Annotated in this window: 20 protein-coding genes; all 20 read right to left on the reverse strand. The window is 39.7% G+C overall.

What is annotated here, in order from left to right; all coding sequences use genetic code 11:
- Positions 1–2: 2 nt before the first annotated feature.
- The 20 genes from H8S17_RS03475 to codY all read right to left on the reverse strand — a co-directional run bounded on the left by H8S17_RS03475 (position 3) and on the right by codY (position 17980).
- Positions 3–365 (reverse strand): response regulator, encoded by a 363-nt coding sequence (locus tag H8S17_RS03475; RefSeq protein WP_178050741.1) that lies wholly within the window; start codon positions 363–365, stop codon positions 3–5.
- Between the two features lie 20 nt (positions 366–385).
- Positions 386–1513, reverse strand: coding sequence for a flagellar motor switch phosphatase FliY (fliY, locus tag H8S17_RS03480; RefSeq protein WP_186866251.1), 1128 nt, complete (start codon positions 1511–1513; stop codon positions 386–388).
- Between the two features lie 4 nt (positions 1514–1517).
- Positions 1518–2498 (reverse strand): flagellar motor switch protein FliM, encoded by a 981-nt coding sequence (gene fliM / locus H8S17_RS03485; protein WP_186866252.1) that lies wholly within the window; start codon positions 2496–2498, stop codon positions 1518–1520.
- Positions 2499–2531: 33 nt separating this feature from the next.
- Complete coding sequence (locus H8S17_RS03490) at positions 2532–3047, reverse strand: flagellar basal body-associated FliL family protein (RefSeq protein WP_186866253.1); 516 nt, start codon at positions 3045–3047, stop codon at positions 2532–2534.
- Between the two features lie 22 nt (positions 3048–3069).
- Positions 3070–3867, reverse strand: a complete 798-nt coding sequence (locus H8S17_RS03495) for a flagellar motor protein MotB (protein ID WP_178050745.1) — start codon at positions 3865–3867, stop codon at positions 3070–3072.
- On the reverse strand, positions 3867–4649 hold the full coding sequence (locus H8S17_RS03500) for a motility protein A (RefSeq protein WP_186866254.1): 783 nt from the start codon (positions 4647–4649) through the stop codon (positions 3867–3869). The genes H8S17_RS03495 and H8S17_RS03500 overlap by 1 nt, the downstream gene beginning before the upstream one ends.
- A 369-nt stretch (positions 4650–5018) precedes the next feature.
- Positions 5019–6764 carry a flagellar hook protein FlgE gene (locus tag H8S17_RS03505; RefSeq protein WP_186866255.1) on the reverse strand — a complete coding sequence of 582 codons (1746 nt, stop codon included), beginning with the start codon at positions 6762–6764 and terminating at the stop codon, positions 5019–5021.
- Positions 6765–6846: 82 nt separating this feature from the next.
- Positions 6847–7242 carry a TIGR02530 family flagellar biosynthesis protein gene (locus tag H8S17_RS03510; RefSeq protein ID WP_186866256.1) on the reverse strand — a complete coding sequence of 132 codons (396 nt, stop codon included), beginning with the start codon at positions 7240–7242 and terminating at the stop codon, positions 6847–6849.
- Between the two features lie 17 nt (positions 7243–7259).
- Positions 7260–7979 carry a flagellar hook capping FlgD N-terminal domain-containing protein gene (locus H8S17_RS03515; protein ID WP_186866257.1) on the reverse strand — a complete coding sequence of 240 codons (720 nt, stop codon included), beginning with the start codon at positions 7977–7979 and terminating at the stop codon, positions 7260–7262.
- Positions 7980–7997: 18 nt separating this feature from the next.
- Complete coding sequence (locus H8S17_RS03520) at positions 7998–9500, reverse strand: flagellar hook-length control protein FliK (RefSeq protein ID WP_186866258.1); 1503 nt, start codon at positions 9498–9500, stop codon at positions 7998–8000.
- A 36-nt stretch (positions 9501–9536) separates the two neighbouring features.
- Complete coding sequence (locus H8S17_RS03525) at positions 9537–10472, reverse strand: MotE family protein (RefSeq protein WP_243237960.1); 936 nt, start codon at positions 10470–10472, stop codon at positions 9537–9539.
- A gap of 15 nt (positions 10473–10487) precedes the next feature.
- Positions 10488–10934 carry a flagellar export protein FliJ gene (gene fliJ / locus H8S17_RS03530; protein ID WP_178051615.1) on the reverse strand — a complete coding sequence of 149 codons (447 nt, stop codon included), beginning with the start codon at positions 10932–10934 and terminating at the stop codon, positions 10488–10490.
- Between the two features lie 10 nt (positions 10935–10944).
- On the reverse strand, positions 10945–12288 hold the full coding sequence (gene fliI, locus H8S17_RS03535) for a flagellar protein export ATPase FliI (RefSeq protein ID WP_186866259.1): 1344 nt from the start codon (positions 12286–12288) through the stop codon (positions 10945–10947).
- A gap of 6 nt (positions 12289–12294) precedes the next feature.
- Entirely contained in the window at positions 12295–13101 is an 807-nt protein-coding gene (locus tag H8S17_RS03540; protein ID WP_243237961.1) for a FliH/SctL family protein, read from the reverse strand.
- Positions 13094–14107 (reverse strand): flagellar motor switch protein FliG, encoded by a 1014-nt coding sequence (gene fliG / locus H8S17_RS03545; protein WP_186866260.1) that lies wholly within the window; start codon positions 14105–14107, stop codon positions 13094–13096. Before fliG ends, H8S17_RS03540 begins: the two co-directional genes overlap by 8 nt.
- A 2-nt stretch (positions 14108–14109) precedes the next feature.
- On the reverse strand, positions 14110–15717 hold the full coding sequence (gene fliF, locus H8S17_RS03550; RefSeq protein ID WP_186866261.1) for a flagellar basal-body MS-ring/collar protein FliF: 1608 nt from the start codon (positions 15715–15717) through the stop codon (positions 14110–14112).
- A gap of 16 nt (positions 15718–15733) precedes the next feature.
- Positions 15734–16054 carry a flagellar hook-basal body complex protein FliE gene (locus H8S17_RS03555; RefSeq protein ID WP_186866262.1) on the reverse strand — a complete coding sequence of 107 codons (321 nt, stop codon included), beginning with the start codon at positions 16052–16054 and terminating at the stop codon, positions 15734–15736.
- A 76-nt stretch (positions 16055–16130) separates the two neighbouring features.
- Positions 16131–16574, reverse strand: coding sequence for a flagellar basal body rod protein FlgC (gene flgC, locus H8S17_RS03560; RefSeq protein WP_186866263.1), 444 nt, complete (start codon positions 16572–16574; stop codon positions 16131–16133).
- Positions 16575–16601: 27 nt separating this feature from the next.
- Positions 16602–16991, reverse strand: a complete 390-nt coding sequence (flgB, locus tag H8S17_RS03565) for a flagellar basal body rod protein FlgB (protein ID WP_186866264.1) — start codon at positions 16989–16991, stop codon at positions 16602–16604.
- Positions 16992–17200: 209 nt separating this feature from the next.
- Positions 17201–17980: a GTP-sensing pleiotropic transcriptional regulator CodY gene (codY, locus tag H8S17_RS03570; RefSeq protein ID WP_186866265.1), complete on the reverse strand. Its 780-nt coding sequence runs from the start codon at positions 17978–17980 to the stop codon at positions 17201–17203.
- Between the last annotated feature and the right edge of the window lie 107 nt (positions 17981–18087).

Below are 18087 nucleotides of genomic sequence, written 5' to 3' on the forward strand. Positions count from 1 at the left end.
GATTAACCTACAACTTTTTTAACAGCTTCTAATACTCGTTCTGCCTGGAATGGTTTTACGATGAAGTCTTTTGCTCCTGACTGGATTGCCTCGATAACCATTGCCTGCTGTCCCATTGCAGAACACATGATAACACATGCATTTGCATCTGCTTCTTTAATCTTTTTCAACGCCTGAATACCATCCATCTCAGGCATGGTAATATCCATCAGTACAAGATCCGGTTTTGTTTCGCTGTATTTTTCAACTGCCTTTACACCGTTTTCTGCTTCACCTGCGATATTATAACCATTCTTAGTTAAAATATCTTTGATCATCATTCGCATAAATGCTGCATCATCACAAATTAAAATATTTTTTGCCATTTTTTTGTTCTCCTATTTCTTTATTTTATAATTTCTGCTATTCTGACACCAAAGTTTTCTTCAATAACTACCACTTCACCTTTGGCTACATATTTGCCATTTACTAATATATCAATTGGTTCACCGGCTATCTTGTTAAGTTCAATAATCGTTCCCGGCGTGAAATCTAAGATTTCCTGGATTGATTTACTCGTACGTCCTAATTCAACGGTTACATCTAACGGTACATCCATGATCAGATCAATATTCTCTGACTGTAATACCGGACTCATACCCTGTGTAAACGTCTGGAATTGTGCGGGCTGTACATTCACTGGCTGTGACATTACCGGTTGTTGTGACATTGTCTGCTGTCCCATCATCGGCTGTCCCATCTGTTGTGCTGTCATAGGCTGCTCCTGTCTCGGTGCTGCTGTCGGCTGTGATGCAGCAGACGCCGTATTACTATTATTTTCCAGCGTTGCATTTGCGTTAACATCCATCTCCATATTCTTAGAAATACTTGAACACATTTCTCTTGCAAATGAGAACGGATACAACTGCATGATCTGGCTGTCAACTAAGTCACCAATTTCCATTCTGAATGATATTTTTACAAACTGTCCGGACAAGAAACTATCGATTGCTTTTTCATCTACTGTTTCTGTCAGATCGATGACGTCTGCCTCCGGCGGACTGATATCTATCATTTTATTCAGCATAGATGATAAAGATGTTGCTGCAGAACCCATCATCTGGTTCATTGCTTCACTGATTGCACTCAAGTGTAATTCACCAAGTTCACCGTCTGTATTCGTACCATCTCCACCCATCATAAGATCGGTGATCACTTTGACATCATTTTCTTTCAGTACAAGGATATTGCTTCCATCCAAACCAACGGTATATGCAATTTTAATAAATACACATGGTTTTTCATATGCTGCAACAATATCTTCCCATGTTGCAAAAGATACGACCGGTGTCGATATCTCCACTTTTCTGTTTACTAAAGAAAACAGTGTTGTTGCTGCTGTTCCCATACTGATATTCGCAACTTCCCCTATTGCATCTTTTTCAGCATCAGAAAGTGGCTGCTCATCAGCACCTGAACCTGTCGGTTCATTCAACAGGGCATTTATTTCTTCCTGTGATAACATTCCATCCATTGTCTTACTGCTCCTCCCTGATTACCGATGTAATTCTTACTGCATATTGCTTATCCGATGCTCCCGGCAATGCAGTAAACTTCCGGATATTTCCAACATATACATCCAATTCCTCATCTACTTTAGAATCCAACCGGATAATATCCCCAATCTGTAAATTGGTAAAATCCCGAACTGAAACTGTACTCTTTCCTAAGTATGCTTTGATAGGAACCGGTGCTTTTGAAATCAGACTCTCAATTGTTTCAGTATATTCCGCTTCATCACTTTTTTTGATATTGGAATACCAAAACTTCGTATTTAATTTATCCATAACCGGCTCTAATGTCATAAATGGCAGACAAACATTCATCAATCCTTCCACTTCCCCGATTTTCACATTGATCGTAACGATTGCGATCATTTCATTCGGAGATATAATCTGTGCAAACTGTGAATTTGTTTCAATTCTCTCTAACCTCGGACTGATCTCAACTACATTCTGCCACGGCTCACTAAGCAAGTCCACACATACCGTTAAAATCCTTTCAATGATCAGCAATTCAATCTCCGAGAAATCACGGCTTCTGTCTAATGGCTGTCCCATACCGCCAAGCATACGGTCTACGATCGCATATCCAAGATTCGATGCCACTTCCAATATAATGTTTCCGTTCAACGGTTCCATATCTACGACACCAAGCAATACCGGATTAGAAAGTGCGTTTGAAAACTCAGAATACGTAACTGCTTCTGAATTCATCACTTCCACCTGAACACTTTTTCTCAAATAGACCGGAAGATTTGTTGATATCAGTCTCCCATAGTGTTCAAAGATGATCTCTAATGTTCGCAGATGCTCTTTTGAGAACTTTGACGGTCTTGCAAAGTCGTAATTCTTTACCTGTTTTTCCGGAACGTCTTTCATTTCTTCTACATCCAGTTCACCATCATTTAATGCCCTGAGTAAACTGTCAATTTCATTCTGGGACAACACTTCACCCATGAATTTTCACCACCCGCCTAATGCGATTTTCTGTTACTGACAAGTCACTGTAGGAAAACCTACACTGACAATAAAATCCGAATCAAACAACTTCTGTAAGTCTGCTACTATTGCATCCTGTACACCCTGCTGGTCTGACTTGAATTCATCATAGGTAAACCCTGAAACTACGGAAGTAATCTCGCTCATCACAAGGTTTTTCTTTTCTTCCATGGATTCACCAAAGCTCTTATAACCTTTGCTGTCTTTATTCATAAAAAGTGAAACTGTAATGACTGCATAATGTTCTTTGCCATCTCCGCTGTCTTTTAAATTGATCGTCATGCTGTCTGAAATATCGTAAGTTGCAAGCTTGTCGATCGGTACGGAAGACGCATCCGATGTTACAGAACCACTTTCTAATTCAAGATTGATTGCACTGCATACCTGTGTGATCAGTTCATTTGCTTTTTTCGTTTCCGGCAGAACCGTGATCGTCAAAATAGCTGTTAAGATCAGATTTACCAGAACTAAAGCTAAAATCACCACTGACATAAGATTTTTCTTCATTTTCCTATCCCCTTTCTCATTTCTAATTATCTGAACTATAAGAATTATAGATCTTAATCTCTACTCTACGGTTTCTCGCCCTTCCTTCCGGGGTCGAGTTATCTGCAACCGGAACATATTCACCACGTCCCGAAGACTTGATAAGTCCCGGATCTAAATCTGTAATACTTCTGATATAATCAGCTACATTCAATGCACGATACATGGAAAGCACATCATTGTTCTCGTACTTCGCATTTGAAATCGGCACATTATCGGTGTGACCCTCTATTTCTATGATATTGCTCTTATAATTTGTCAGGATCGCTCCTATCTTATCGATCAGAGGATATGCATCCTGCCGGATCTCTGATTTACCGGAATCAAACAATAGTGCCCCATTCAATGTCAAAAGCACATATTCTGCATTAAAATCAACTTCCACCTGATTCTGGATTCCATACTGTTCCGTCTGCCCGCTGATCTGTTCAGCCATTTTTTCGGATTCTTCTAAAGCTTCTTCTTTATATGCTTCCTTAGTATCTTTCTGCTCTGTATCTTTTCCTTCACTGGAACTGTTTTCAAAGAAAATACTAAAGTTCTCTAGCTGGCTGATCCCGGAAGAGATCAACTGTCCCTCTCCAATAGAAGATCCGCCGGAAGGCAATACACTAAAACTGCTCTGTAATGAAGCAACCACCATTTCAAACTTCTCAGCATCTACAGTTGACATAGAGAACAGCAACACGAAAAAGCACAAGAGCAGATTCATCAAGTCACTAAACGTATTCATCCATGCCGGTGAGCCTTTTGGTGCTTCTTCCTGTTTTTTTCTAGCCACTATTCCTCACCTCCGTCAGGACCAAGATCATTTCTGACCGCCGGTGACAAGAAAGATTTCAGTTTTTCTTCAATAACACGCGGGTTCTCACCTGCCTGAATTGACAGAAGTCCCTCTACCATAACTTCTTTTATAATCACTTCCAGATCATTATTCACTTTCATCTTCGTTGCAACCGGGTTACATAACCAGTTTGCAATGATAGAACCATACAATGTTGTGATCAATGCAACTGCCATGGATGGTCCGATCGACGATGCATCTTCCATGTTGTTCAACATATTTACCAGACCGATCAGTGTACCGATCATTCCCCATGCCGGACCTAACTCCGCCCATTTTTCCCAAAAACTGATTACTTTTTTATGCCTTTCTTCCAGACAGGTGAGTTCTGTCTCTAAGATACCCCGGACAAGTTCCGGATCTGTACCGTCGACAACCAGCATAATTCCTTTTTTTAAAAAAGGATCTTCAATATCATTTGAAGCCTCTTCAAGTGCTAAGAGCCCTTCTTTTCTGGCAACATTTGACAGATCGATAATATTACTGATAACTGCTCCCGGATCGATCACCTTTTCCTTGAAAGCTAATGATATACTCTTTAAGCCGATAATAAAATCTTTCAACTTATTAGATGCCAAAACACCTGCGATCGAACCTCCGATCGTGATGATAACAGAAGGCAGATCATAGTAATCCATGATACTTGCTCCTGAAGATAATATTCCGAATATGAGCATTGCAAATCCAAGAATCGTTCCCAATAATGATGCTATATCCACTTTTTTCACCTACCCATTTTATTTTTTTGGTAAACGGCTGTGCGCCATAAAACCCCTTTTATCTTAGTTTACTAAATTTTGACACTCTTGTCTATAAACTTCTTAAAATATTTTTCACAAATATGCAAAAAATTGTCAAAAATATCCTTTTTCTAAACCTCTGCTCTGAAAAATGTGCATGATTTAGTGAAAGAAAACCAAATCATGCACACATTATACCATATCTTGCATTCGTATGGAATACTTATACCTTATATATGTAAATCATTTTTAACAATCCGTTACTGTTCACACCTAACAGTGTGACCAGCAACGATTAGAGCCCATTTAAAATACCTCTACGAGGATTTATAATTATCTTAGCACAGATTAACGTTTCAGGTTGATCAGTTCCTCTAAGAGTGTATCTGATGTTGTGATAACTCTTGAGTTAGACTGGAAACCTCTCTGGGTAATGATCATCTGTGTAAATTCTGTCGAAAGATCGACGTTTGACATTTCAAGTTCTCCACTTGTCATGCTTGCTCCATCCGCTGCTACTTCTACACCGATACCATCAAATTCCCCAGAGTTTAAGGTTGTTGTATAACAGTTTTCTCCGACTTTCTGTAAACCGGATGCATTGGCAAACTGTGCTACTGCGATCTGTCCTAATAATACGGTATTACCATTATCATAAAAACCATAGATCTTACCATTGTTATTGATCGAGATTCCGGTCAATGCTCCTAATGCTTTACCCTTTCCGACACTTCCGTTTGCGGAACCAGCATCTGCTCCAAGAGAAGTCTTTCCACCGTTATCTGCTGCTTTACAGGTTGAAAAATCAATCGTAATATCCTCAAAATTATTACCAAGTGTTTCTGCTAAATTTAACTTAACAGTCGGGGAACCCTCTGCTCCGACATAGGAGAATGTACCATCAGCAGGGTTGAACTTCAATGTATAGTTGACTGCATCTGTAATATATTCAAATGCACCTGTGTCTGCATTAAACTGTGCAGTCGGAAGTCCTGTTGCTCCTAAGTAATTCAGCTGTCCGGTTGTGATTCCAAACAGTTCTGTCATGCTTCCTGTCTGCTCTGCTACAGGTGTCTTTGCCCCGCCTGCTTGTGCTGCATCTGCTGTTTCATATTTGCTGTATGCATCGATCTTGTAGGAATTTGTTGCCTTATCCAAAGTAACTTTTGCATATTTGGTAAGCGGTTGTCCTCCTGCATTGTAATCTGTATAAGTATAGTAATAATTTCCTGCTTTGATATCTGCACTGAGATCAGATGCTGCATAATGGATATTTTCATTTGTGATCGGATAGGTCTTTGTAGCTGTCGTATTCTGACCGAATACCTGTGCTAAATTACCACCCTTTTCTAAAAACTTCGATAATACAGAATTATTCTCAGAATCTAAGATATCTGTCAACTCTACTGTATAGCTTTCGGTATCTGCATTTGTTACTTTTACTGCAAATTTTGCTGTGTATTTATATCCTAACTTATCAAAGAAGTTCAAGTTCATTGCATAGCCGTCATCACTGGTAACATTTTTATCATTCTTATCCATGATACCACTGACAGTTCCTAATGTTGTTGCCTCCGGTGCAGATGTTAAGTTCTTCTCCTGCATGATACGAAGTGCAGATACGGTATCTTTCTTGATATCTCCTGTTGTTTCATCTACCTGCCATCCCATAACTGTATATCCGGTAGATGTCATGCAAAGGTTACCTGCTCCATCAACATAGAAAGAACCTGCTCTTGTAAATAAGTTTTCAGAACCTGTATTTACAACAAAAAAGTTCGTAGAGCTCTTATCTGTCAGACGGATATCAAACGGATCGCCGGTTGTTTCGGCTGCACCGGATGATGTGATCGAAATTTTTGTTGCTCCGGTCGTAACACCAAGACCGATCTGTTTTGCATTGACACCACCTTTACCGGTTGTGGCATTTGCACCTGATGCATTTGAAATCGTCTGATACATGATCTCACTGAAAGTTACTTTTGAGGACTTAAATGCTACGGTATTTACGTTAGCTACGTTGTTACCGATTACGTCCATTTTTGTCTGATGTGTCTTAAGACCTGACACAGCAGAGAATAATGATCTCATCATAATGAAATGACCTCCTGTTTTCTATCTGCGGTCTGTCATCCCCCTTCTGTCAGTCCGGGGGATCTGCTTCCCTAAGGTCCAGCTATATAATGACAGCACCGTCTATATTTGTAAATATGTTGTTTTGTGTTTCTACCTGATCCATTGCGGTTACAACGGTCTTGTTTGGAACATTGACGATAAATGCCAGGGAATCCATCATAACTAATGATTCTTTGATTCCTTTTTTGCCTGCTTTTGCAACGCCATCTTCTAATCTTGCGTTCTGTTCCTCTGTCAGACTAATATTCCGCTCCTCTAATCTCATAGAAGCATGTTTTGAAAATTTCAGTTCAGATGATCTCTGATTCTGTTTCTTGCGTAAAATCTCCTCAAATGAAGCCTGTGAGCTGTTATCTGCCCTGCTGCTCTTTGCTGATCTTAGATATTCTCCGGTAACCTGTTCAATGGATGTAAAATGATTTGTGATCTTATCCATATCTCCACCTCAGTTCATCAACTGTCTGTTGTTTCTGTGGTGCTGTTGCTTGTACTGCTGTCATTAGAAGTTGAATCTGAACTTGAACCTGCTGTCAATGTTTTTAGTTTTTCTTCTAATGCTGTCAATTTTGCAATATCTGTTGCACTGACAAAGCCCTTCTGGTAACTGTTCATTGCATCATAGACTGCTCTTGCATTTTCAACTGCTTTTGCATCTGCGGTTGTCACATTTGCGGCTGTCGGCAGTTTTGCGATCATTGTTGAGAACATATTTGCCATTTCAAATGCTTCATAATAATTAGCATCTGCAACGGTATCTAAATCCTCTAAAGAATATAAGCCGTCATTGACTGCCAAAAATACCTCTCCATTTTCATACATTACATAATCGACTTTACCATTTACAGTTGTTACATTGCCGGTTTTATCTGTGACATTTAAAATAACATATTTACCTACAAGGTTATTCGACATATCTTTGCTCACAGTATCTTCTAAGTTCTGGGTTGCCTCTAACTGGGAAAATGTAGCAAGCTGTGCGATATATTCTGTATTATCTGTCGGCTGTAACGGATCCTGATAACGCATCTGCGCTACTAAAAGCTGCAAAAATGCTTCTTTATCAAGACCTGATGTACTGTCTGCTGATGCCTTTGAAGAAGCGGTTGATGAAGATGACGCTGAAGCACTTGTATCTACAAGCTTGCCATCTTGTACTGCCTGTATTAATGCCATATGTACTCCTTTCTGCTCTTATGCTGTATAATCTACCTGATTTCCATTGTCACGCATGATCTGTGCTGCAAGCTGTTCTTCTTCTGTCATAAGACCGCTTAAGCCATCGAGATCATCGAGATTTAAATTTCTTCTCGTCTGCTTTTGTGACTCCTCCATCTGCTGTCCCTGCTGTTCTTCCTGTTTTGCATTTCCCTCTAAGTTCTGTTCAAACTCATGGGTTCCAACTGTAACTTCTACTGCATCTACTTTGATGCCCTGCTGGCTTAAGTTCGTACGCAGTTCTACAAGCTGTGTTTCTAATGCTTCCTTTACAGCTTCATTCTGTGCAGTGATCTGTGCCCGGATCACACCTTCTCTTTCTGAAATATTCAGATAGATTTTTCCAAGGTGCTCTGGATTTAACTGCATCTCCATGGAAGTTGCTGCTTCTGAAATCGTCACTCTGACATTTCTTGCGATCTGATTGATCACATCATTGACATCTATCTGACTGGTAGTATATGGCTGTGTACTCTCTGTCGGTAATACAAATTCTTCTGTCTGTACACTCTGATGTCCTGTTACATGTACACCTGTATCAGACATATCAGCTCTGGTTTCTTTGGACTGTTTAAAATGTTCCTGCTGATCGGCATTTTCTCCTGAGCTGCCTGTCATGTCTTCTGCTGTCTGTTCTGTAGTTTCTACAGTGGTAACTGCTTCTTTTGTATCGGTAACTGCTGTTGTCTGATCTTCTGTTGCATTATCATCCTGTTTTACTACAGTTACTTCTACTCCATCTGCGGCTGCCGTCTGACTGGCTTTTGTATCATCTGTCTGTTTGGCATTGACCGTTTCTGTATTTGCCTGTGTATCTGCTGTAGTTTCTGCTTCTACTGCATCCGGCAGTACGGTTTCTGCTTCATCTGACGCAGCTGCCTGATCCCATGCTTCACAAAGAACATCTAATTCTTCTCTTGTGATACCTAATTGTGCACACAGATCATCGGTTACTGCTGTGATCTGTTCCATTGCATTGGTAAATGCATCACTCAAAAGCAGTGTTCCAATATCTTCGCCTGTTAAGGTCTGTATCAGATTTGTAAGGTTCTGCATATTACGCAGATCTAAAAAACCAAGTCCGAGTTCTTCCATTGCCTGTGTGATTTCTTCATCAGTCACTGAAAATTCCTCTTTTAAGACATTGCGGATATCCTGTTCATAATCTGCTAACGGTTCTGATGCTTCTTCTTTGATGGCATCCGGTGTAACTTTTTCCTTTACGGATACATTGTTTGCTGCAGCTGCATTACTGTTATAATCAAGCCTTGCATCCTGACTGATGCCGGCTCCTACATCCAGCTTTGCAGTATCATTTGATATATTTGTCTGAATACCTGACTGTAGTGTGTTCTGACTCATCAGTTCCATAAAACTGACCATGGTATCTTTATCAGCTTTTTTTGAAGATTTGTCTGTTTTCACACCTGTCTGCATCTGTATGATGCTTTTTGCAACTTTTGAAATATCTGTTCCCATCTCTTTTTCGCCTCCTTTCTCCTCACTTTTTAAAATTTATGATTCAGAGGGTTCCATGATCTTCGTCAGCTTTGCTGCTGTGTCCTGATTCATTGCCCCGAGAATACTCGCACTAGATTCCGGTTTCATCGCTTTTAAGATCTTTGCTACTAATTTCAGATCATCCTTCATTGTATCGAAAATAGCTGCCGCCTGTTTCGGCTTCATTTCTGAATACATCTTCACATATGCATCTAACTGTTCATCTGCCTGCTGCTGTTCGATCACCTGTTTATAAATAGCTTCGGCATTTGCCGGATCAATGCTTTCATAGAATGTCTTATATTCATTTATATCGGGTGCTTTATCAGAAAAAACAACCTCCTCATCGAATTTCTGCTTCTCTGCTTCGAACGCTGCCTCGTTTGCTTTATACTGTTCAAGCTGTGATGCAAGATCTTCTAATTCAGCATTCCGCTCATCCTTTTGTGATACCTGATTTTTCTCATCCTGTAATTCTACTTCTAACTCTTTGATCCTGGCTACTGCCTCATCTAACGTTGCATATGGATATTCGGTACTGCCTTTACTTTCTGTGCTGTCTGTCTCTACACCGTCTGTTTCCGGCAGTATACGGTTTACATATGGTACATCTTTTAGCAATGGCTGTAAAACTGTTGAACCAAAGCCGCCGACATCCATTTTGATCAGTAATGTAAGGATTGCAAGCCAGATCACAATAATGATAAATGTAACAAAGAATACTGCTAAACGGCTGCCGCCTTCTTCTTCATATTCTGTACCATATTCCATGGCTCTTTGGATCTCTTCCGGTGTAGCACCTGCCTGTTCTAATTTCTTTCTGCGCTTTTCTTCCTGCGCCATTGCCTTTTGTGCTTTCTTTTCCTGCTTAGCAGCTTTTTTTTCTGCTTTCTTATCTGCCTTGCTCTCTGTACCCTGTCCTTCCATCATTGCATTGTTTTCATCTGCCATTGTATTCACCACCCGTTATCTTTCTTCCCGATGATAAGTATAACTTACTAATTCATCGACTTCTTTATTTTCTTCATATAAAAGTTGCTGTTTAAATTCCTCGAATTTCTTTTCCCGCAGTTTTTCATATGTTTTTCTCTCGATCATCACTTCTTTTAACCGGAGTCTGACTTCTTCCAGCTGTTTTTCTGCCTTATGTACTTCCAGCATCTGTGTACGGATTCTTGTTTTCATAGTTTCTACTGCACGCCTGCAGGTATTGATCTCTAGTATATCAATCTTTCCTTCTACTAATTTTCTCGCCTGTCTGTCATAAGAAGCTTTCTGGATCATTAAATTTTGTAATTTTTCCTGTTCTTCCTGAAGTTTTCCTGCCGCAAGTGAAAATGCTATCTTTTCCTGACTCTCAAGTTTCTGCTTGATATCTAATACACTCTGTAATTTATAGTGAAATCCTGCCATCTAACACACCTTATTCTGTAAATAGTTCCTCTAGCATCTGTTCTTCTTCTTCAAAGCCGAATTTTTCCATCGTATCCTGCATCAAAAACTCATTGACTGCATCGATCTTTGAGATTGCATAGTCGATTTCTTTATTCGACCCTCTCTTGTATGCTCCGATATTGATCAGATCTTCAGCTTCCTGATAGGTAGCAAGTACATTTTTTAACCTGCCTGCCGCACTCTTATGTTCTTTAGTTGCAATCGAACTCATAACACGGGAGATGCTCTGTAAGATATCGATTGCCGGATAATGGTTTTTATGCCCTAATTTTCTTGAGAGCATGATATGTCCATCTAAAATACTTCGTGCTGTATCTGTAATCGGTTCGTTGAAATCATCACCATCTACTAAGACGGTGTACAGTCCTGTAATCGAACCTTCGCTTGCATTACCTGCACGCTCTAAGAGTTTTGGCATCTCGGAATATACGCTTGGCGGATATCCTCTTGTTACCGGAGGTTCGCCTGAGGCTAAACCAATTTCTCTTTGCGCCATGGAAAAACGCGTCAGTGAATCCATCATCAAAAGAACATCTTTGCCCTGATCCCTGAAATATTCTGCGATCGCTGTTGCTGTTTTAGCTGCTTTATTACGGATCAATGCCGGTTTATCTGATGTTGCCACGACAACAACTGAATGCTTCATTCCTTCTTCACCAAGATCCCGTTCCACGAATTCCCGCACTTCCCTGCCCCGCTCTCCGATCAGGGCAATGACATTGATATCTGCTCTTGTATTTCTCGCAAACATTCCCATCAAGGTACTCTTTCCTACGCCGGAACCGGCAAAGATCCCGATTCTCTGTCCCTTACCAACTGTGATCAGTCCATCGACCGCTTTGACGCCAAGCGGCAACACCTCATCGATGATCTTACGTTTCATCGGATCAGGTGCTCCTGCTTCTACCGGATAAGGTTTTGCCGCAGACAGGTCACAGTTGTCTGCAACTCTTCCGATCCCATCTACAATATGTCCTAACAAGTCATCACTTACTAAAACAGATAATGGATGCCCTGTATTTTCCACAGTACATCCAATGCCTAAACCTTCCACACTTTCATAAGGCATCAGCAGCAAACGGTTATCCCTGATACCGACTACCTCTGCCATTACAAAAGCGTCCTTATCTTTATCAATGATAATGCGGCATAAATCGTTTAGCTTTGCTTCCGGTCCAACAGATTCAATCGTCAGTCCGACAATCTTTACTACTTTTCCGAGTCTGTTAAAATATGTACGATCTGCTAATTGTAAATACTTGTCTAAATTATATGCCACGTCAGTTACCCCGCTTTTTAAAGACCGGTCCATTCCCTCTTACAGGCTCAATGACCTTAAGTCTTTTATCAAATTCTCCAATTGTACTCCTAAGCTGCAATCAAAGATACCTGTATCTGTTTCGATCACACAGGCATTTTCTCCCATTGAAGAATCACCTACGATCTCTAATGTCATATCATGTCCGATATGATCTAATATCTCAGTTTTATGATTTTCAATAAAATTCTTTTGTTCTTCTCCTACTCGGATACGGAACTCTTTACAGCCTTCGATGTTCGATATCGTATTTTCAACTAAATATAATAAAATATCTTTTTTATCATCAAACTGCACATGAAATACCTTTTCTACAACTGTAACGACCACATCTAACAGTTTCGGTTCTAATTCATGCATTTCTTTGTTGTAGTCTGCCTGAAGCTGTAACTTTAGTTCTTCTAACTTCTGGTTTTTCTGTTCGTATTCCTGTTCTAATTCTTCTCTCGCCTGACTTTCGCCCTGTGCATAACCATCTGTATAGCCGTTTTTCTTTGCTTCTTCTAAAATCTCCTGCGATTTTTCCTGTGCGTCTTCTACGATCTGTTCTGCCTTTTCTTTTGCATCATCGACCATCCGTTTGGACTCTTCAGTTGCTTTTTCTAACAGTTCCTGCGGTGTTTCTTTGACTGCTTCTTCTGCGATCGATCCAAGAGCTTTAAAACCATCTTCTGATGCACCATCTTCTGTCTGGTTCTGCTTTCTTGCTAGTTCTGACAGTTTCTGTTCAACCATCGCATTGTAATCCATGATCCGGACATTTTTTTCAGGTTCTATTGTATTATACTGCTTGTACAAATTAGACAACGATCTCGTCACCTCCGCCTCTGGAGATTACAATCTCTGCAGAGTCTTCTAACTTACGGATAATTCCAACAATCTTCTGCTGTGCTTCTTCTACATCCTTCATACGGACCGGACCCATAAATTCCATATCCTCCTTGATCATAGCAGCCAAACGCTTAGACAAGTTCTTAAAGATCGTATTCTGAACTTCTTCATTTGCACCTTTCAGTGCAACAGAAAGATCATTGTTATCAACATCACGAAGTACACGCTGGATAGCACGGTCATCAAGCAGCATGATATCTTCGAATACGAACATCTTCTTGCGGATCTCGTCTGCAAGTTCCGGTTCTTCGATCTCTAAAGATTCCATGATATGTTTCTCTGTAGAACGGTCTACGGTATTTAAAATACCAACAATCGCATCGACTCCACCAACAATCGTGTAATCCTGATTGATAAGGGAAGAAAGTTTTCTCTCTAACACACGCTCCACTTCTTTGATCACATCCGGTGATGTACGATCCATGGTTGCGATTCTCTTTGCCACATCTGCCTGAACATCCGGTGTCAGTGCACTCATGATCATCGCTGCCTGTGTCGGTGTCAGATAAGATAAAATCATTGCAATTGTCTGTGGATGTTCATCCTGTATAAAATTCAGTACCTGGCTAGGATCTGTCTTACGAACAAATTCAAATGGGCGGACCTGTAAGGATGCTGTCAGTTTTGAAATGACTTCCTGTGCTTTTTCTCCACCCAGTGCTTTATCTAACAGTTCTTTAGCATAGCTGATACCGCCTTCTGCAATATACTGTTGTGCCAGGCACACCTGATAAAATTCATTCAAAACATCTTCCTTCACTTGTGGCGAAATACTTCTGGTATTTGCAATTTCAAGTGTCAGTTCTTCTATTTCATCTTCTTTTAAATGTTTAAAAATCTCTGCCGATTTTTCCGGTCCTAATGCGATCAAAAGTACTGCCGCTTTCTGAACCCCTGTTAGTTCTTCATTATTACTGCTCATTTCTAATCCCACTCCTCATTCAGCCAGTTACGAAGTAATGATGCAGCCGCTTCCGGATTCTCGTCTACAAACCGTTCAATCAGTATACGTGTTTCAGATTTTTCTGCATAACCGATTCCTTCTAGTTCATCCTGTGCAGCTTCTTTGGTCGTTTCTAAGAGATTCTCTACAGACAGTTCCGGCTCAATTGCTTCTTCCGGTTGTTTTCTCATGCTCCTGAATACAACAAATCCAAGCAGTGCAAATATCAGGACTGCTAATATGATCTGTAAATAATCTGCTACATCTCTGCCGCTTGCTGACGCATATTTAAAGAATGGTACATCATATGCAACAATTGTAATGTTATCTCTGGAAATACCTGTTGCATTTGCTACCATATCGTAGAACTCATCATCAACAGTTGTCTTCACCCTGTCACTGTTTTGTGCAACAAATTCATCAAATGTCATATTCTTTAATGTGCCATCTGCCTTTAAAGTTTTTTCATCATATACAACATAAGATGTCGCAACAACAGAAATAGATGAATTTTCCAGATCCACTTTGCTGCCATCACTGTTCTTTTTGGTGATCTCCTCACTTGGAAGATATTTTTCTTTCACTTCATTTACTGAAGAAGATGAAACTTCTGAATCCGGCATCACGTAAGTTGTATCATTATCATTAGAGTCTGTACCCGGAACACCAGCCTCACCACCGGTAGCTTCTGATTCATAAGTACTCTTGCTGTCTAAATATCCCTGTTCCTGTCCTTCATCCACATAATAATGGTGGTTGGTATATTCCTCTGTATCAAAATCCATCGCAAGGTTGATGCCCACTTCCACATTATCATAGACATCTGTTCCTAATACAACGCCTTTCACTTCACTTTTTACCATATTCTCAGCTTTGCTCTTAATTGACAGCTGGGAATTAGCACTACCGATCGCAGTTGATGTATCTCCACCTGAAAACAAAACATTCCCATCGCCATCAAGCAGCAAAATATTATCTGTCGAATCATTGCCAACCTCTGTCGCAATATATTTTGCAATTCCGGCAGCCTGTTCTTCATCCATTTCACTGCTGAGTTGCAAAATAACGCTTGCATAAGTTTCCTGATTCATCGTAATGATCGTACCATCTTCTTCCGGTATAGACAATGAAACTGTTGCATTTTCGATATTAGCAATGCTGGCAAGGTCTTTTTCAAACTTTTTCTCTAAATATAACTGATATTTTTTATTCTTGTCCGACTCTGTTGTACTGAAATTTCCGTCAAATACATTATCAATACCATAACTGTCTGTCGGTATCTCATTAGATCCTAACAGGATCGAAGCATTTGCTTCATCTTTACTATTAACCGAGAATGTCAGTCCATCCTGTGAAATTTCCGTTGCGATGTTCTCGCCTTCTAATAATTTTTTCACTTCAGATGCCTGTGTTGCATTCTCACATGTGATCAGTTGAACCATCTTTGGGCGGCTCATGACAGCAGCTAAAATTGCGAGTGCAACGATAACAACTGCTGTTATGCTGATCAGAAGCGTCTTTTGTTTGGTAGAAAATTTCTTCCACCAGTCTTTTATTTTATTTAATATATTCTGCACATTTTCCGGCATAACGTTCCCCTACCCACTAAATTGTCATATTCATAATTTCACGATAAGCTTCTAACACCTTATCACGGACTGCAATCGTATAATCCAAAGCAAGATTTGCTTTTTTCTGTATCGCTGCCAATTCATGAGTATTCGTTGCTTCACCAAGCATAAAGCGAACCTCTGCTGCTTCTGCATCATTCTGATAATCATTTGTTTCATTTAGCATTTTCACTGCAGTATCGAATACAGAACCGAAACTGTCACTGTTCTCCTCCTGTGCGGATGCTGCCTTACTCTGGTTATATGCCTGCGTGATATAATCAGATGATATATTTGTCAATGAAGATATATCCATTGTCTTCTCCTCCCGTTTTTAGCACTGACTGTAACTACATGGCTTCACCATAACTGCCACGCCGTCATTTTCATTATTATTTTCCCACCTGTAAACCTGCTTCTGCCATTGCCTTTGTCGCATTAAATGCAGTCACATTGGATTCATAACCCCTGCTCGCATCGATCAGGTTTGTCATTTCTGTTACAATATTGACATTCGGATAGGAAACATATCCGTCTGCATCTGCATCAGGATGTGACGGATCATATTTCATTGTAAAATCGGTCGTATCATCTTCAGCTACTTTTGTTACTTTGACTCCATCACCCCCATAAATCCGTCTTGAAGTATTTGCTAACACATTGCCAAAAGAATTTAAATCCTTTTCTGCAAAAGTTACGATCTTTCTACGGTACGGAGTACCATCTTCTGTTCTTGTTGTGTTCACATTTGCCACATTTTCTGCAATAATATCAGTCCGGAACCGTTGTGCTGTCATGCCGGATGCACTGATATCAAATGCCTGAAATAATGCCATGATAATTCCTCCTCACTTTATCCCAGATCAGCCTATTGCTGCTTTTATCCTTGAAAATTCCTGCGTCATGCTGTCTGTCAACGCCTCATATCTGATCTTTTCTGACGCCAATTCGACATTTTCAGTATCTATATCTACATTATTCTTGTCAATACGGTAAGAATAATTTGCAGAATCTACATAAGTTGATACATCTAAGTGGTTTAGATCAGCATGTTCTACTTTGCTGTCTAATGTAATATATTTCATATTCCCAAGTTCTTCTCGTAAGACACTTTCAAAATCCACATCTTTTCTTTTATACCCAGGTGTATCTGCATTTGAAATGTTATTGCTGATCGTCTGTCCCCTTAACCAGCTTGCATTTGCGGCTTTATTTAATACATCCACATAACTATATATATTCGATGAAAACATACGGCATCTCCTTTCCGACATACTTTTTCATACTTTAACCTTATTTTATTATAAATTATATTAGGAAAAACACAAGTGTTTTTTATCATTTTTTACATGATATTGTATTTTTTTATCATTTTATGTACTATATATGCATAAAAAAATGGGGCTGCAAACAAATTTTGCAGTCCCATTTAGCACTTTTTCTTATTTTGTCATCTGATCTTTTAATGTTCATTCTGCTTTTTGATCTTCTGGAGTTCATCAAATACAACATCGTTGAGCACTTTAATATATGTTCCTTTCATACCTGAAGAACGGGATTCGATCACACCTGCACTTTCAAACTTCCGCAGAGCATTTACGATAACAGAACGTGTAATCCCTACTCTGTCAGCAATCTTGCTGGCAACTAAAATGCCCTCATTGCCATCTAATTCCTCAAAGATATGCGTGATCGCTTCTAATTCTGAAAATGAAAGTGTATTGATCGCTGATTTTACGATCTGTATCTTACGGCTTTCCTCTGCATTCTCTTCATTGACCGAACGCATCATCTCAAGACCGACAACGGTTGTACCATATTCACTTAGGATAATATCATCAATATCATACTGTCTCTCACAGCGGTATACGAATAAAGTTCCTAAACGCTCTCCAGCAATATCGATCGGTGTAATGATTGCACAGTATTTCTTGACATCAGCTACAAAACCAAGTGTTTCTAAGTTTACATTCTCTTTTGTAGAAAGGATTCCTAACAGACGTTCATTGAGCAGCGGATCGATAAATCCACCAACTTCGTCAACGATCAGCTCCTGAATCTCATCAATCCCTTTACTGACACTGCTTCCTAGCACTTTGCCTTTCTTACTGATCACAAGGATGTTGGATTGTAAAATCTCCGTCAGCACATCACAGATGTCATTAAATACAACCTTTGAAGAATTGTTATTATGCAGGAGTTTATTAATTTTTCTCGTCTTATCCAACAACTGTACGCTCATAGGATACCTCCTTAAATATTCCGAACTTTATGTTAATTTTTTATAACTATGTGTTATTTTAGCATATTTATTGCATAATTTCAAGAATATTCAAAAAGTTCAGTCAT

Source organism: Roseburia zhanii, from assembly GCF_014287635.1.
Classification (GTDB): Bacteria; Bacillota; Clostridia; order Lachnospirales; family Lachnospiraceae; genus Roseburia_B; species Roseburia_B zhanii.

Bases quoted from the DNA above. Each gene is read 5' to 3' on its own strand.
- H8S17_RS03475 (WP_178050741.1), bottom strand. From the start codon at position 365: ATGGCAAAAAATATTTTAATTTGTGATGATGCAGCATTTATGCGAATG.
- fliY (WP_186866251.1), bottom strand. From the start codon at position 1,513: ATGGATGGAATGTTATCACAGGAAGAAATAAATGCCCTGTTGAATGAA.
- fliM (WP_186866252.1), bottom strand. From the start codon at position 2,498: ATGGGTGAAGTGTTGTCCCAGAATGAAATTGACAGTTTACTCAGGGCA.
- H8S17_RS03490 (WP_186866253.1), bottom strand. From the start codon at position 3,047: ATGAAGAAAAATCTTATGTCAGTGGTGATTTTAGCTTTAGTTCTGGTA.
- H8S17_RS03505 (WP_186866255.1), bottom strand. From the start codon at position 6,764: ATGATGAGATCATTATTCTCTGCTGTGTCAGGTCTTAAGACACATCAG.
- H8S17_RS03510 (WP_186866256.1), bottom strand. From the start codon at position 7,242: ATGGATAAGATCACAAATCATTTTACATCCATTGAACAGGTTACCGGA.
- H8S17_RS03515 (WP_186866257.1), bottom strand. From the start codon at position 7,979: ATGGCATTAATACAGGCAGTACAAGATGGCAAGCTTGTAGATACAAGT.
- H8S17_RS03520 (WP_186866258.1), bottom strand. From the start codon at position 9,500: ATGGGAACAGATATTTCAAAAGTTGCAAAAAGCATCATACAGATGCAG.
- H8S17_RS03525 (WP_243237960.1), bottom strand. From the start codon at position 10,472: ATGGCAGATGAAAACAATGCAATGATGGAAGGACAGGGTACAGAGAGC.
- fliJ (WP_178051615.1), bottom strand. From the start codon at position 10,934: ATGGCAGGATTTCACTATAAATTACAGAGTGTATTAGATATCAAGCAG.
- fliI (WP_186866259.1), bottom strand. From the start codon at position 12,288: ATGGACCGGTCTTTAAAAAGCGGGGTAACTGACGTGGCATATAATTTA.
- fliG (WP_186866260.1), bottom strand. From the start codon at position 14,107: ATGAGCAGTAATAATGAAGAACTAACAGGGGTTCAGAAAGCGGCAGTA.
- fliF (WP_186866261.1), bottom strand. From the start codon at position 15,717: ATGCCGGAAAATGTGCAGAATATATTAAATAAAATAAAAGACTGGTGG.
- H8S17_RS03555 (WP_186866262.1), bottom strand. From the start codon at position 16,054: ATGGATATATCTTCATTGACAAATATATCATCTGATTATATCACGCAG.
- flgC (WP_186866263.1), bottom strand. From the start codon at position 16,574: ATGGCATTATTTCAGGCATTTGATATCAGTGCATCCGGCATGACAGCA.
- flgB (WP_186866264.1), bottom strand. From the start codon at position 16,991: ATGTTTTCATCGAATATATATAGTTATGTGGATGTATTAAATAAAGCC.
- codY (WP_186866265.1), bottom strand. From the start codon at position 17,980: ATGAGCGTACAGTTGTTGGATAAGACGAGAAAAATTAATAAACTCCTG.